The sequence below is a fragment of the Mycobacterium syngnathidarum genome (genome assembly GCF_001942625.1).
Taxonomy (GTDB): domain Bacteria; phylum Actinomycetota; class Actinomycetes; order Mycobacteriales; family Mycobacteriaceae; genus Mycobacterium; species Mycobacterium syngnathidarum.
Map to the genome: position 1 here is coordinate 37,570 of NZ_MLCL01000093.1, position 13,725 is coordinate 51,294.

Below are 13,725 nucleotides of genomic sequence, written 5' to 3' on the forward strand. Positions count from 1 at the left end.
GGACATGTGTCCAGACTATAGTTTGACCTGCTAGCCAACGCAACGCGTCGGCCTGCACCTACGCCGGAGGGAAGCCACCCGTGGCAACCGGGCCCCAACGCACCGGCGTGATCCGGATCAGGCACTTGCCCTGGTCAACCATCGCCTGCCGGTACTCATCCCAATCCGGGTGTTCACCGGCGACCGCGCGAAAGTAGTCGACCAGCGGCTCCACCGCCTCCGGGAGCCCGATCACCTCGGCATCGCCGTCGACTTGTACGTACGGTCCGTTGAACTCCTCGGACAGCACGGTCACGCTGGCACGGGGTGTACGCCGACAGTTGGCGGCTTTCGCCCGCTGCGGGTAGCTCGCGATCACGATGCGGCCCCGATCATCCACCCCGCCCGTCACCGGGGAGGTCTGCAGCGAGCCGTCGGCGCGGAACGTGGTGAGCACCATGTGGTGTCGCGGTCGCACGAAGTTCAGGAGTTCGTCGATACCCACTCGGTCAGCGGTCGCATACTTTCGGGCCATGCTTCGACGGTAGGACAAAGGCGAAGGGCCGGGGGAAACCCAGCCCGGTCAGCCGAGCACCCCGCACGGCCGCGACATCGGTCGGCACCACCGTGCCCGACGACGGCTCGTAACACTGCAGAACCTCACCGGTGGCCCCGGCGAGCAAAACCCAGTGCCGCGGGATGCCGCGCTCACCGACCAGCATCGGAACCGGCCACCCTTCCGTGACGGCGCGAAGCACATCCGACAGCGAGTCGCGGGTGCCGCGGAAGAGCCGCCACCGGTATGTCACCGACCGTTTCCCACTGCGGTGGGTCAGAGCGCGCGCCATTCCGGCGGGCGTGGTGCCCAGCCGCCGGGGCCAAATCCGGTTGACGGCAGCGTGAATTCGGCCCTGCTCGGCGGCGAACCACGCCGGGCCGTCCGGGTGCAACAACTCCGCGCGGTAGGCGTGGTCCATCATGGCGCCGGCCACCAGCGCGACCGTCGGGCCGCAAGTGACCCCGTCGCGCTGCCGCAGCCCAAGGGCCGCCACCAAGCGATCAATTTCTGCCATTGGAACTAAAGCGCCTGAGCTGCTGGTTTGAACCGATATCTGGCAGCGTAACGAATAGCGTGGAAGAGGACAGTCCAGTGCGAAACACATTCGGAAGGTCTCGGATCGCCGCCGCGGCGGCAGGCGTTGCGGTGGCGGCCATCATCGGGTCGGCCGGACCGGCCGCGGCCGCGCCCAACGGCCCCAGTAATGCCGAGCAGACCATCAGACAGCTTGAGTCCCAGGGCTACACGGTGGTGGTCAACCGTCTCGGTTCGTCACCGCTGAAGCAGGCCTCCGTGGTCGCCATACGACCGGGACCGAACTTCAGCCGCACCGACACCCTGAGCGCCGTCACCACCCGCACGGTGTACGTCGACGTCAAGTAGCAGACAGCGGGCGCCATCGGCATCGATAATGGCTCGATGGCGGTGAGAATGGACGAGCTCCTGGGCGGCAAGCTGGGCGCCCTGCGATACCAGCCCACTGCCAAGCGAATTCGGGTGTGCCTGGGCGGCGAGCCCGTGGCCGACACTGCCGCGGCGGTGCTGATCTGGGAGCCGCGGCGGGTGGTGCCGACGTACGCGGTACCGCGTTCGGCGTTGACGGCGCAACTTGTTCCGGCCGGCGGGGATGTGGGCGACGACGAGATCCCCGGTTTCCTGGACCCGTCGGTGCCGTTCACCGCGCACACCTGTCCGGGAACGGCGTTCGACGTCATCGCCGGTGAGGAAACCGGTGCGGCCGCAGCATTTCGGCCGGACGACCCGGAGTTGGCCGACTACGTGATCCTGGACTTCGCGACGTTCGAGTGGCGCGAGGAGGACGAGCCGATCGTCGCGCATCCGCACGATCCGTTCCACCGGATCGATGTCCGGCGCAGCCGTCGACGGGTCCGCATCGAGCTCGACGGGCGGGTGTTGGCCGAATCCTGCAGTCCCATGGCGCTATTCGAGACCGGACTGCCCACCCGCCACTACCTTCCCCGCGAAGACGTGGCTGCCGTCCTCGATGTCAGCGACACCGTCACATATTGCGCGTACAAGGGCCGGGCCACCTACTATTCGCCGCCCGGCGGGCCCGCCGATCTGGCTTGGTCGTATCACGAGCCGCTGATCGACGCGGTGCCGGTCCGCGATCACATCTGCTTCTTCGACGAGCGGGTCGATGTATTCCTCGACGGGGAACGCATGCAGCGACCCAGCACTGCGTGGAGCTGACCGAGCCGACCGAACGTCTGTTTCGACCGGCCCACTTCTGGCAACATCAGTCACCGACACCACAGTCGGCTGACCGGAGGTCATGATGGGCTCGTCCGATGTCACGCTCACCGCAGCCGCCGGGACCGAAGGCGGTGGTGCCGCGCTCGATCAGGTGATCGGGATGTCGGTGGTCGCCCTGATCGTCACGGTCGCACTGCTGTGGATCGGCTACCTGCACCGCAACCGACGCATCACCTGGCTGAACAACTTCGCCGAGTGGCTGGGACGCAAGTTCCACCGGCCGCCGTGGGTCGCGTTGCAGGTGTTCCTGTTCACCGCGACGATCATCTGCGCGCTGTTCGGTTTCATCTGGGATGTCAGCCTGCACATCGGCAAGGGACGTGACGAGGGCCCCCTGGCCAACCCCGCGCACTACTTCATCCTGATCGGGCTGTTCCTGCTGTTCATCGCCGGGTCGATGGCCATCGTGCTGCCCTACGACAAGCCTGGGCCCGCCGCCATCCGGATCACCCGGACCTGGTACGCCCCCGTGGGCGGGGTGCTGATGGCGTTGTGCGGGCTCTACGCTCTCATCGGATTTCCGCTCGACGACATCTGGCACCGCATCTTCGGCCAGGACGTCACACTTTGGGGCCCAACACATTTGATGCTGATCGGCGGGGCCGGCCTGTCTCTGATCACCGTGCTGTTGCTGGAACACGAAGGCCGTGTCGCGATGGGGCCCGAGGGCATGGCCGAGGACAGCAAGTTCAACAAGTTTCTCTATTTCCTCTCGTTCGGCGGTCTGTTCATCGGTCTCTCGGTGTTCCAGATCGAGTACGACTTCGGCGTCGAGCAGTTCCGGCTCGTGCTGCAGCCGATGATGATCGCGGCCGCGGCCGCACTGGCGGCCGTCGCGGCCCGGCTGGTGCTCGGCCCGGGTGCGGCGTTGATCGCCGCCGGGTTCGCCATCGCCTTGCGCGGGGCCGTGGCCTTGATCGTCGGGCCGGTTCTGGGTGCGCCGACGAGTTGGTTCGCGCTCTACCTCGGTCCGGCCCTGGTGGTCGAACTCCTCGCACTGACCCCACTCGTCAAGCGGCCCATCCTTTTCGGTGCGGTCGGTGGGCTCGGGGTGGGCACCGTCGGGCTGTGGCTGGAGTCGTTGTGGATCGGCGCGGTCTATCACTACCCGTGGCCCACCAGCATGTGGGGCGAAGCGCTGGCCATGGCAATCCCGGTGGCCGTCGCGATGGGCCTGTGCGGCGCGCTGCTCGCCCTGGTGCTCACCGGCCAACCGCTGCCCCGCCCCGCGGTGGGGATTTCCGTCGTGGTGGTCACCGTCCTGGTGATCGGCGGTGCGGTGGCCAACGGGTTACGCACCGAAGTCCCGCAAAACGCCAGCGCCACCATCACTTTGACGGACCTGCCGGCCCCGGACGGGCAGCGCGTGGCCTCCGCCGACGTCCAGATCACCCCGGTCGACCTGGTCGGTGACGATCCGGAGTGGGTGTCGATCCTGGCGTGGCAGGGCGGCCTGGCCGACCACCGCGGTCTGGTGATCAACCGTTTGGAGCAGGTCGGCCCAGGCCACTACCGCTCGACGCAGCCCATCCCGGTGTCGGGCACCTGGAAGACCCTGCTGCGCGTGCAGGACGGAACCACCATGGCCGGGGTGCCGATCTACCTGCCCGCCGATCCCGGCATCGGCGCCGCCGAGACCCCGGCGTTGACCTCCAGCAACCGGGAGTTCGTGCAGGAGATCACGATCCTGCAGCGCGAACGCAATCTCGATCACCCGTCGTGGCTCTTCAACGCGGCGTCGCTGGTGGTCCTGGTGTGCACATTGATCCTGATCGCCGGGCTGACCTGGGGTGCGGGCCGGATCAATGCCCGAGAGCTGGCCGCCGGCCGTGAACCCGCTGGACACCCATGATCGATCCGACCCGCTTCCAGGCCGACCACACGCTGCTGTTGGCGTTGCCGGCCTTCGCCCCGGCGGTCGTCGTGGTGGGTGTCGTGGTGTACGTCGCCATGCGGGACCGCCGCGGTGGGCCGCGTCCTGACGACAGCCGCGAACCCGAAGAAGACGTTCGAGATGAAGGTGTCGACGACTCAGGCGAAGATGGTTCACCGTGATCAACCTCAAAAGCAGTGTCATCGTCCTGGCGTCCGCTCTCGCCCTGGTGACGGCCGGTTGTGGCGGCTCCGGCGATCCTCAGAAGTCCGAAGGTGCAGCCGATTCGGCCACCCCTTCGGCGACCACGGTCAATCCGTCGGACATGACCAACGAGCAGCAGGCACCGGCCCGGCTGCTGATCGACGTCACGATCAAGAGCGGTGAGGTCAACCCGACGAACCAACGGCTGCAAGGCAAGGTCGGTGAGCCGATCGTGGTGCGGGTGAACAGCGATGCCGCCGATGAGCTGCACGTGCACTCCAATCCCGAGCACACTTTCAAGATCGAGCCACGCAACGGCCAGCAGTTCCAGTTCACCGTCGACGTGCCCGGCACGGTCGACATCGAGCTGCATCAGCTGAACCGCACGATCGCCAGCGTGCAAGTGCAACAGTGACTCCCCCGTCGACCGCTCTCCTGGCCCACGGTCTGGGCGGCTCGACCGATCTCCCGATCCCCTACACCTACGCACTGATCGGTGCGGCGTGGACGCTCACCTTCACCTTCGCGGTGGTGGCGCTGGCCTGGCGGCAGCCCCGGTTCGATGCGGACAAGCCGGGTTTACCGCTGCCGTCGTGGGTGACGACGACACTGGACTCCGCCGCGACGCGCTGGGGCCTGGGTGTGCTCTCGCTGGTCTTGACCGGGTGGGTGGCCTACACCGCGTTCACCCGGCCGGCCGCCGTCAACCCGCTGCCCAGCGTCTTCTACGTCCTGTTGTGGGTGGGGCTGGTAGCGGTCTCGGTGTTGTTCGGCCCGGTGTGGCGGCTGATCTCACCGGTGCGCGCGGTGTGCCGCTTCCTGCCGGGAAGGCACGCCCGGCGCTATCCGGAGCGGATCGGCTATTGGCCGGCGGCCGCCGGCCTGTTCGCCTTCGTCTGGCTGGAGCTGGCCAGCCCCGATCCGGGATCGGTTGCGGCCATTCGTAACTGGCTCCTGATCTACCTGGTGGTGACGCTCACCGGCGCCGTGTGCTGCGGAACGCGGTGGCCGGAGAGCGCCGACCCGTTCGAGGTGTACAGCACGGTGGTGTCCAAGCTGTCGCCACTGCGCCGCCACGACGGGCGGATGGTGCTGGGCAACCCGTTCGATCATCTGCCCTCGCTGCCGGTGCGGCCCGGGCTGGTCGCGGTGCTGGCGGTACTGCTGGGCTCGACCGCGTTCGACAGCTTCTCGGCAATGCCCCAGTGGCGCAACTTCGTCGACGCACATTCAGGATCTCCGTTGGGCGCCAGTCTGATCCGTACCGGGGGGCTTCTGGTGTTCGCCGCCACGGTGGCCGTCACATTCTGGACGGCCACCCGTACCACCGGCGGGGTCGATCGCCGACTTCGGCGCGAGCTGCCAGGGCTGATGGCCCATTCCCTGATCCCGATCGTCGTCGGCTACGTGTTCGCGCACTACCTGTCCTATCTCGTGGAGCGCGGCCAGCAGGCGGTGATCTTGCTGTTCGGGCTCCATGACGTGCAGGTGAGCTACTTTCTGTCGGCCCACCCGACGCTGCTGGCCACCCTGAAGGTCGGGTTCGTGCTGGCCGGTCACGTTGCCGGAGTGATCGCCGCGCACGATCGGGCACTGCGCCTGCTGCCGAGACAACATCAGCTCACCGGCCAGCTCGCGACGATGCTGGTGATGGTCGGCTATACGTTCACCGGGCTGTACCTGCTGTTCGGCGGGTAGCGTCGGGTTCATGCAGATGTCCAAGCAGGCTCGGGCACTCATCGTCGTCGACGTGCAGAACGATTTCTGCGAAGGCGGCTCGCTGGCGGTCGCCGGTGGTGCGGCGGTGGCACGCGACATCAGCGCATTGCTGGCCACCGACCACGGGTACGACCACGTGGTGGCCACCAAGGATTTCCACATCGACCCGGGTGACCATTTCTCCGACACCCCCGATTACCGGACGTCATGGCCGCGGCACTGCGTGGCCGAAACCCCGGGGGCGGCTTTTCATCCCGATTTCGATCCGACCGCGGTCGAGGCGGTGTTCGAGAAGGGACACCATTCGGCGGCCTACAGCGGTTTCGAGGGTGTCGATGACTCTGGTACGACGCTCGCGGACTGGCTGAGTCTGCGGGGCGTCGAGGCGGTGGACGTGGTCGGTATCGCCACCGACTACTGCGTCGCGGCCACCGCCTCAGACGCGGTCAAGGCCGGGCTGCGCACCCGCGTGCTGACCGGCCTGACCGCCGGAGTCGCCCCGGAGAGCTCAACGGCGGCAATCGATCAACTCCGAAGAGCCGGGGTCCAGATCAGCTAGTCGGGTCGGCGGGCCGTCCCGTCCACCGGGGGTCTCGCCGCTCGATGTAGGCGCGCACCCCTTCGCGTGCGTCGTCGTGCGCCATCAGGCTCAGGTGGATCTCGGTCTCCCTGGCGCCGACACCGGCCCGGTCGAGGTCATACGAGTCCCACAGCAGCCGCTTGCTGGCCGCGACCGACATCGGTGCGGTGTTGATCGCGATGTCGTGGGCGAGTTCCAGTGCGGCGGGCAACACCTGCTCGGCCGGTAGCACCCGGCTGCCCAAGCTGAGTTCGACGGCGCGGCGCCCGTCGAATGTCGCCCCGGTCAGCAGGATCTCGGCGGCGTTGGCCAGGCCGACCAGCCGGGGCAGGACCCAGTGCGAGTAGGCGTCACCCACCATGCCGCGCCGGACCTGCACTACGCCGTACCGCGCGTCCGCGGCGAAAAGCCGGATGTCACATTGCAAAGCAAGTGTCAGCCCGATGCCGATGGCGTGACCGTTGACCGCGGCGATCACCGGTTTACCGAGGGTCCAGGCCGGCACGGCCAGGCCCGCGGCGCTGAATTCCCGAGCGGGCTCGGTGAAGGTCTGCTCGCCCGCCCCGAGGTCCGCGCCGGCGCAGAAGGCTGGTGGTGCCCCGGTCAGCACGATCACGCGAACCGCGTCGTCGCCGTCGCAACGCAGAAAGGCGTCGGCGAGCTCCTCGCGCATGCCGCCGCCGAAGGCATTGCGACGCTCGGGGCGGTTCAGCATGACGATCGCGACGGAGCCGTCGAACGTGACCCGCAGGGTCTGGTACTGCGGTAGCTCAGAGCGAGTGGTCACCGCTGTAACGTACCGCCGCACATTCGACCGGCCACGGCTCCCCGGGAGCCGTAAGGTCGAATGTGTGACTGTGGAGACGTGGCGGGGCAAGGCCTACCCACTGGGTGCGACGTACGACGGCTCGGGCACCAACTTCGCGTTGTTCAGTGAGGTCGCCGAGAAGGTCGAACTGTGCCTGTTCGACCCGGACGAGTCCGGGACGCTGCACGAAACCCGGGTGACGCTTCCCGAGGTCGACGGATTTGTCTGGCACGGTTTCATTCCGGGAGTCGAGCCGGGCCAGCGCTACGGCTATCGCGTGCACGGCCCGTACGATCCCGCAGCCGGTCACCGGTGCAACCCGAACAAGCTGGTGCTGGATCCCTACGCCAAGGCCATCGAGGGATCCTTCGACTGGGGTCAGCCGCTGTTTTCGTACAACTTCGACGAGCCGGCAACCCGCAACGACGACGATTCGGCGGCCAGCATGCCGAAGGCCGTGGTGATCAACCCGTACTTCGACTGGGGCGTCGATCATCCGCCCAGCCATGAGTACGCCGACACCGTCATCTACGAGGCCCACGTCAAGGGACTGACCCAGACCCACCCGGATGTCCCCGAGCAGCTGCGCGGAACCTACGCCGGCGTTGCTCACCCCGTGATTGTCGAGCACCTGAAAGCCTTGGGGGTCAACGCCATCGAGCTGATGCCAGTGCATCACTTCGTGGACGACTCGACTCTGGTCGAGAAGGGTTTGTCGAATTACTGGGGCTACAACACGATCGGGTTCCTGGCACCCGACCCCCGCTACAGTTCGGCAGGTACCCCGGGCGGCCACGTCCAGGAATTCAAGGCCATGGTGCGGGAACTGCACGCCAACGGCATCGAGGTGATCCTCGACGTCGTCTACAACCACACGGCCGAGGGCAACCACCTGGGCCCGACGTTGTCCATGCGCGGCATCGACAACGCCGCCTATTACCGGCTGGCCGACGACGACTTGCAGTACTACATGGACTACACCGGCACCGGCAACAGTCTCAATGTCGGCCATCCCCATTCGCTGCAACTGATCATGGACTCGCTGCGGTACTGGGTCACCGAGATGCATGTCGACGGCTTCCGTTTCGATCTGGCCGCCACCCTGGCCCGCGAGTTCTACGATGTGGACCGCCTGAGCGCGTTTTTCGAACTGGTGCAGCAGGATCCGATCGTCAGCCAGGTCAAGCTGATCGCCGAGCCGTGGGATGTCGGCCCCGGCGGATACCAGGTGGGTAACTTTCCGCCGCAGTGGACGGAGTGGAACGGCAAGTTCCGCGACACCGTTCGCGACTACTGGCGCGGTGAGCCGGCCACCCTCGACGAGTTCGCCTACCGGCTGACCGGCTCGGCCGATCTGTATGAGCAGACCGGGCGCCGCCCGTTCGCCTCCATCAACTTCGTCACCGCCCATGACGGTTTCACGCTGCGTGACCTGGTGTCCTACAACGAGAAACACAATCAGGCCAACGGCGAGGACAACCGCGACGGCGAGAGCAACAACAAGTCGTGGAACTGCGGCGCCGAGGGCCCGTCAGACGATCCGGAGATCAACCGGCTTCGCGCCCGCCAGCAGCGCAATTTCCTGGCCACTCTGTTGCTCTCCCAAGGCGTTCCGATGCTCTCACACGGTGACGAGCTCGGCCGCACCCAGAGTGGCAACAACAACGTGTACTGCCAGGACAACGAGATTTCCTGGATCGATTGGGCCAGCGCCGATTCCGATCTCCTCGAGTTCACCCGTTCGGTGTCGGCCCTGCGCGCCGCACATCCGGTGTTCCGGCGCCGCAGGTTCTTCGACGGCCGGCCGGTCCGCGAGGCGGGTAGCGACGGGTCACCCGACATCGCCTGGTTCGCACCCGACGGTTCGGACATGACGGCCGAGGATTGGGAGACCGGGTATGCCAAGTCGGTGGCGATGTACTTGAACGGGGAGGGCATCGCCGATCCCGATGTCCGGGGCCAGCGCGTGGTCGACGACTCGTTCTTGCTGTGTTTCAACGCGCACTACGAACCGATCGAGTTTGTTTTACCCCCCGAACAATTCGCCGCCCGGTGGGTTCCGGCAATCAGCACGTCGGCAAACTCCACACGCGACGCGGCCGCCGCCGGCAGCGCGGTGAAAGTCGATGCGCGCGCCGTCCTGATACTGCAGTCGGAATCAGATTGAACGTCAATTCAAGAGGTTGCTCATCGATCGGATGTCCCTGCCCTAACCAGGAAGTCTGGTAACTTGAACATGTAGCAGCCGTGGCCGCCTAAGTAGACATTGAGCGCTTGTTTCGATGTCACCAGCCGGGCGGGCTGGGGGGTACGAGCCGAAGAGCGGCGGCAACTACCCTGCGGCCACGGCTGCGGCCTCTTACGGGCTGTGCCGCGGCACCCCACATCCCAACCCAGTTGATTCATTCGACGTTCACCGGCCGGTCACCTCGGTGTGGCCGTGGCCTCGCGGTTGCCGAGGCGGCTGGTGCGGTAGCACTGGACCGTCGTAGGTACCCAACCAACCGCTGGGTTAGTGTGCAGTCATGCAGCTAGCCCTCACCCCGGAGGAAGCCGCCTTCCGCGACGAACTCCGCACCTTCTTTACGACGAAGATTCCCGCCGAGCTTCGCGAACGAAACCGGCTCGGGCTGCCGATCGGCAAAGAAGGCATCGTCACAGCGCACAAGATCCTGCATGAGCACGGACTCGCGGTGCCCAACTGGCCCGTCGAGTGGGGCGGCAAGGACTGGACGCCCAATCAGCACCAGATCTGGCTCGACGAGATGCAGCTGGCCAGCGTTCCCGAGCCGCTGACCTTCAACGCCCGGATGGTGGGGCCGGTGATCGCCGAGTTCGGATCACAGGAGATCAAGGAGCGCTTCCTGCCGCCGACCGCCGCGCTCGACATCTGGTGGTGCCAGGGCTTCTCCGAGCCCGAGGCCGGCTCCGACCTGGCGTCGCTGCGCACCACCGCGATACGCGACGGCGACAGCTACGTGGTCAACGGCCAGAAGACCTGGACCACCCTGGGTCAGCACGCGGACTGGATCTTCTGCCTGGTCCGGACCGACCCGCAGGCACCCAAGAAGCAGGCCGGCATCTCGTTCCTGCTGTTCGAGATGAACACCCCCGGCGTCACGCTGCGCCCGATCAAGCTGATCGACGGCAGCTACGAGGTCAACGAGGTGTTCTTCGAGGACGTCCGGGTTCCCGCCGACCAGCTCGTCGGCGAAGAGAACCAGGGCTGGACCTACGCGAAGTTCCTGCTCGGCAACGAGCGCACCGGTATCGCCCAGGTTGCCCGCACCAAGGTGCGGCTGGCCGAGGTGAAGGAACGCGCCGCGGCCAACGGCCTGCTGGCCGACCCGCTGTTCGCCGCCCGCCTGGCCGAGGCCGAAAACGACGTGCTGGCATTGGAACTCACCCAGATGCGGGTGACCTCCGATTCGGCCGACGGCAAGCCGAGCCCGGCCTCGTCGGTGCTGAAGCTGCGCGGCAGCCAGTTGCAGCAGACCGCTACCGAACTGCTGGTCGAGGTCGCCGGCGCTGACGCCCTGCCCTACGAGGCCGGCGACATCGCCTCCCCGGACTGGGCGCAGCACGCCGCCCCGCACTACCTCAACTACCGCAAGACCTCGATCTACGGCGGTAGCAACGAGGTGCAGCGCACCATCATCGCGTCCACCATTCTCGGATTGTGAGTTGAGCCATGGACTTTCAGCTGACTGACGAACAGACCCTGCTGGCCGACACCACCCGTGACCTGCTGTCAGGCTATGACACCGAAAAGCGCAACAAGGTGGTGGAGGCCGAGCCCGGATTCGACCGCCAGATCTGGGGGCAGCTCGCCGAGGTGGGCGTGCTGGGCCTCGGGTTCGACGAGGATTCCGGTGGCCAGATCGAGATCATGGTGGTGCTGAACGAGCTCGGGCGCCGGCTGGCCCCCGAGCCGGTGCTGCACGGTGCGATCGGCCCGGGCGCGATCATCGCCGAGGCCGGCACCGACGCCCAGCGCGCGCTTCTCGACGAAGTCGCCTCCGGCGAACGGATTCTGGCCTTCGCCCACGCTGAGCCGAGTGCCCGTGGATCGGCTGGTGTGACCACCACCGCGAAGCGCAGCGGCGACGGATGGACCCTGAGCGGTACCAAGAACCCGGTGCTGGCCGGCGACATCGCCGACACGTTGATCGTGAGCGCGGCCCTGCCCGACGGCGGCACCGGACTTTTCCTGGTCGACGCCGCCAACGTGAGCCGCCAGGGCTACCGCACCTTCGACGGCCAGCGCGGCGCCCAGGTCACCCTGGACGCGGCCCCCGCCGAACCGCTGGGTGAGGCCGTCGACGCCAGTGCCGCGATCACCGACGCGCTGGTTCGGATCTCGGCGGGCCTGTGTGCCGAGGCGGTCGGCGCGATGGACGAATCGCTGCGCCTGACCACCGACTACCTCAAGCAGCGCAAGCAGTTCGGGGTGACGCTGAGCAAGTTCCAAACCCTGACCCAGCGGGCCGCCGACATGTACATGTCGCTGGAGCTGGCGCGCAGCATGGGCAACTACGCCGCAATGTCCATCGCCGACGGGGAACTGGACCCGGTGATCGCGGCCCGCGCCAAGCTGCAGATCGGGCGTTCGGGCCGGCACATCGCGCAGGAGTCGATCCAACTGCACGGTGGTATCGGTGTCACCGCGGAGTACCCCATCGGGCACTACGCCGCCCGGCTGACCGCGATCGAGCACACCCTGGGCTCGTCTTCTGACCAGCTACGGACGCTGGTCGGCCAGCTCGACAGCTACGAGATCGCCACGCTCTGACACGAGTTCTGAAGGGGCCTCGGCTGGTTCATCCGGCCGGGGCCCTCTCGGTATCGCCATCGCGAGGAGGGCGGCACCGGCGGCCGCGGCGGCCGCGATCAACAACCCGGCACGGAACCCACCCAACGACGGCAAGGCGTGCCCGGCCACGGTGATGGTCATCTGAGCCAGCACCGCGGTCATCACCGCACTCGACGTCGAGGTACCCAGCGAGCGGGCCAGTGAGTTGATGCTGTTGGCGGACGCGGTTTCCGACACCGGCACTGCGGCGTTGATCAGGGCCGGGAGGGCCGCGAAGGCGAACCCGACGCCGAAACTGACGATCAGGCCGAGCACCATCACCCCGGCCGGGGTACCGAGCAACACGGTGCCGGCCAGGTAGCCCGCGGCGATGATCACGCTGCCGATCACCAGCACGACCTTCGGTCCGCGCGCGGCCACCACGCGGGCGGCCACCGGTGCGGCGGCCATCATCGCCAGCCCGCCGGGCGCCATCCACAGGCCGGTGGCGATCATGCTCTGGCCCAAGCCGAATCCCGTTTCCCGGGGCATCTCCAGCAGTTGCGGGCCGACGAGCGACAACGCGAACATGCCGAAGCCCACCGCGATGGACGCCAGGTTCGTCAGGAGCACCGGACGTTTCAGCGTGGTCCGCATGTCCACGATCGGTGCGGGTACCCGGTACTGCCACCAGGTGAACACCCCGAAGGTCACCGCCGCGCCGGCGAACAGCCCCAGCGTGGTGACACTGCTCCAGCCCCACATCCCGCCTTTGGAGATCGGCAGCAACAGCATCACCAGCCCGATCCCCAGTGTGAGGGCACCGATCGGATCGAAGCGGTGATCGGACGAGACGGGTTCCAGGTCCGGGACCAGCAGGACGAAAAGAATGCCGGAAGCCAGGCCGAGGAAGGCCGAGCACCAGAACAGGGCGTGCCAGTTGAAGTGTTCGGCGATCACCGCCGACAGCGGCAGCCCCAGCGCGCCGCCGACGCCCAGCGAGGCACTCATCAGCCCCATCGCCGAGGCCACCCGCTCGGCGGGCAGGGCGGTGCGCAGCACGCTGATGCCCAGTGGGATTACCGGAGCACCGAAGCCCTGCAGACCTCGCCCGATCACCAGCGGGATCAGCGAGGTGGTCGTCGCGGCGATCAGCGAGCCGGTGAACAGCAGCGCGGCGCACAGCACCAGGATCCGTTTGGGGCCGTACATGTCACCGAGCCGACCCAGCATCGGCGTGGCGACGGCGCCGGTCAGCAGGGTCGCGGTGATCGCCCAGGACGCGTTGGCCGCGCTGGTGTCGAGCAGCGCAGGCAGCTGCGGAATGAGCGGAATGATCAGGGTCTGCATGAGCGAGACGCTGATGCCCGCGGCGGCGAGCACTGCGATCAGCAGCCCACCGGACGCCGATCGGCGCGTGGGCTGATTAGGCATG

The 13,725-nt window shown here is 67.1% G+C and carries 14 protein-coding genes; 10 read left to right on the forward strand and 4 right to left on the reverse strand.

What is annotated here, in order from left to right:
• Positions 1–58 precede the first annotated feature (58 nt).
• Both BKG60_RS29870 and BKG60_RS29875 read right to left on the reverse strand, forming a co-directional pair.
• Complete coding sequence (locus BKG60_RS29870) at positions 59–514, reverse strand: PPOX class F420-dependent oxidoreductase (protein ID WP_075910388.1); 456 nt, start codon at positions 512–514, stop codon at positions 59–61.
• Positions 489–1,052 carry a hypothetical protein gene (locus BKG60_RS29875; protein WP_075910389.1) on the reverse strand — a complete coding sequence of 188 codons (564 nt, stop codon included), beginning with the start codon at positions 1,050–1,052 and terminating at the stop codon, positions 489–491. Before BKG60_RS29875 ends, BKG60_RS29870 begins: the two co-directional genes overlap by 26 nt.
• Before the next feature lie 77 nt (positions 1,053–1,129).
• Here BKG60_RS29875 and BKG60_RS29880 point away from each other — a divergent pair, with 77 nt between their 5' ends.
• The 7 genes from BKG60_RS29880 to BKG60_RS29910 all read left to right on the forward strand — a co-directional run bounded on the left by BKG60_RS29880 (position 1,130) and on the right by BKG60_RS29910 (position 6,669).
• Positions 1,130–1,420, forward strand: coding sequence for a hypothetical protein (locus BKG60_RS29880; RefSeq protein ID WP_070186645.1), 291 nt, complete (start codon positions 1,130–1,132; stop codon positions 1,418–1,420).
• A 36-nt stretch (positions 1,421–1,456) separates the two neighbouring features.
• The gene (locus tag BKG60_RS29885; protein WP_075910390.1) at positions 1,457–2,251 is read left to right on the forward strand and encodes a DUF427 domain-containing protein; all 795 of its coding nucleotides are present in this window, start codon (positions 1,457–1,459) and stop codon (positions 2,249–2,251) included.
• Between the two features lie 85 nt (positions 2,252–2,336).
• A complete protein-coding gene (locus BKG60_RS29890; protein WP_075910491.1) occupies positions 2,337–4,166 on the forward strand; it encodes a hypothetical protein in 1,830 nt (609 codons plus the stop codon).
• On the forward strand, positions 4,163–4,369 hold the full coding sequence (locus BKG60_RS29895) for a hypothetical protein (RefSeq protein ID WP_075910391.1): 207 nt from the start codon (positions 4,163–4,165) through the stop codon (positions 4,367–4,369). The genes BKG60_RS29890 and BKG60_RS29895 overlap by 4 nt, the downstream gene beginning before the upstream one ends.
• Positions 4,366–4,806, forward strand: coding sequence for a hypothetical protein (locus BKG60_RS29900; RefSeq protein ID WP_075910392.1), 441 nt, complete (start codon positions 4,366–4,368; stop codon positions 4,804–4,806). The genes BKG60_RS29895 and BKG60_RS29900 overlap by 4 nt, the downstream gene beginning before the upstream one ends.
• Positions 4,803–6,089 (forward strand): hypothetical protein, encoded by a 1,287-nt coding sequence (locus BKG60_RS29905; RefSeq protein WP_075910393.1) that lies wholly within the window; start codon positions 4,803–4,805, stop codon positions 6,087–6,089. Before BKG60_RS29900 ends, BKG60_RS29905 begins: the two co-directional genes overlap by 4 nt.
• A 10-nt stretch (positions 6,090–6,099) precedes the next feature.
• Positions 6,100–6,669 carry an isochorismatase family protein gene (locus BKG60_RS29910; protein ID WP_278247944.1) on the forward strand — a complete coding sequence of 190 codons (570 nt, stop codon included), beginning with the start codon at positions 6,100–6,102 and terminating at the stop codon, positions 6,667–6,669.
• Here the strand turns inward: BKG60_RS29910 and BKG60_RS29915 are convergent.
• Positions 6,662–7,477, reverse strand: a complete 816-nt coding sequence (locus BKG60_RS29915) for an enoyl-CoA hydratase/isomerase family protein (protein ID WP_075910394.1) — start codon at positions 7,475–7,477, stop codon at positions 6,662–6,664. The genes BKG60_RS29910 and BKG60_RS29915 overlap by 8 nt on opposite strands.
• Before the next feature lie 70 nt (positions 7,478–7,547).
• On the opposite strand from BKG60_RS29915, the gene glgX reads away from it, so the two are divergent.
• From glgX to BKG60_RS29930, 3 genes are all read left to right on the forward strand, one after another.
• Positions 7,548–9,665: a glycogen debranching protein GlgX gene (gene glgX, locus BKG60_RS29920; RefSeq protein ID WP_075910493.1), complete on the forward strand. Its 2,118-nt coding sequence runs from the start codon at positions 7,548–7,550 to the stop codon at positions 9,663–9,665.
• 358 nt (positions 9,666–10,023) lie between these two features.
• On the forward strand, positions 10,024–11,181 hold the full coding sequence (locus BKG60_RS29925) for an acyl-CoA dehydrogenase family protein (RefSeq protein WP_070945834.1): 1,158 nt from the start codon (positions 10,024–10,026) through the stop codon (positions 11,179–11,181).
• Positions 11,182–11,189: 8 nt separating this feature from the next.
• A complete protein-coding gene (locus BKG60_RS29930; RefSeq protein WP_070186618.1) occupies positions 11,190–12,290 on the forward strand; it encodes an acyl-CoA dehydrogenase family protein in 1,101 nt (366 codons plus the stop codon).
• On the opposite strand, the gene BKG60_RS29935 is transcribed toward BKG60_RS29930, so the two are convergent.
• On the reverse strand, positions 12,240–13,724 hold the full coding sequence (locus BKG60_RS29935) for an MFS transporter (RefSeq protein WP_070186617.1): 1,485 nt from the start codon (positions 13,722–13,724) through the stop codon (positions 12,240–12,242). The genes BKG60_RS29930 and BKG60_RS29935 overlap by 51 nt on opposite strands.
• Position 13,725: the final 1 nt, after the last annotated feature.

Bases quoted from the DNA above. Each gene is read 5' to 3' on its own strand.
- BKG60_RS29870 (WP_075910388.1), bottom strand. From the start codon at position 514: ATGGCCCGAAAGTATGCGACCGCTGACCGAGTGGGTATCGACGAACTC.
- BKG60_RS29875 (WP_075910389.1), bottom strand. From the start codon at position 1,052: ATGGCAGAAATTGATCGCTTGGTGGCGGCCCTTGGGCTGCGGCAGCGC.
- BKG60_RS29885 (WP_075910390.1), top strand. From the start codon at position 1,457: ATGGCGGTGAGAATGGACGAGCTCCTGGGCGGCAAGCTGGGCGCCCTG.
- BKG60_RS29890 (WP_075910491.1), top strand. From the start codon at position 2,337: ATGGGCTCGTCCGATGTCACGCTCACCGCAGCCGCCGGGACCGAAGGC.
- BKG60_RS29895 (WP_075910391.1), top strand. From the start codon at position 4,163: ATGATCGATCCGACCCGCTTCCAGGCCGACCACACGCTGCTGTTGGCG.
- BKG60_RS29910 (WP_278247944.1), top strand. From the start codon at position 6,100: ATGCAGATGTCCAAGCAGGCTCGGGCACTCATCGTCGTCGACGTGCAG.
- BKG60_RS29925 (WP_070945834.1), top strand. From the start codon at position 10,024: ATGCAGCTAGCCCTCACCCCGGAGGAAGCCGCCTTCCGCGACGAACTC.
- BKG60_RS29930 (WP_070186618.1), top strand. From the start codon at position 11,190: ATGGACTTTCAGCTGACTGACGAACAGACCCTGCTGGCCGACACCACC.
- BKG60_RS29935 (WP_070186617.1), bottom strand. From the start codon at position 13,724: ATGCCTAATCAGCCCACGCGCCGATCGGCGTCCGGTGGGCTGCTGATC.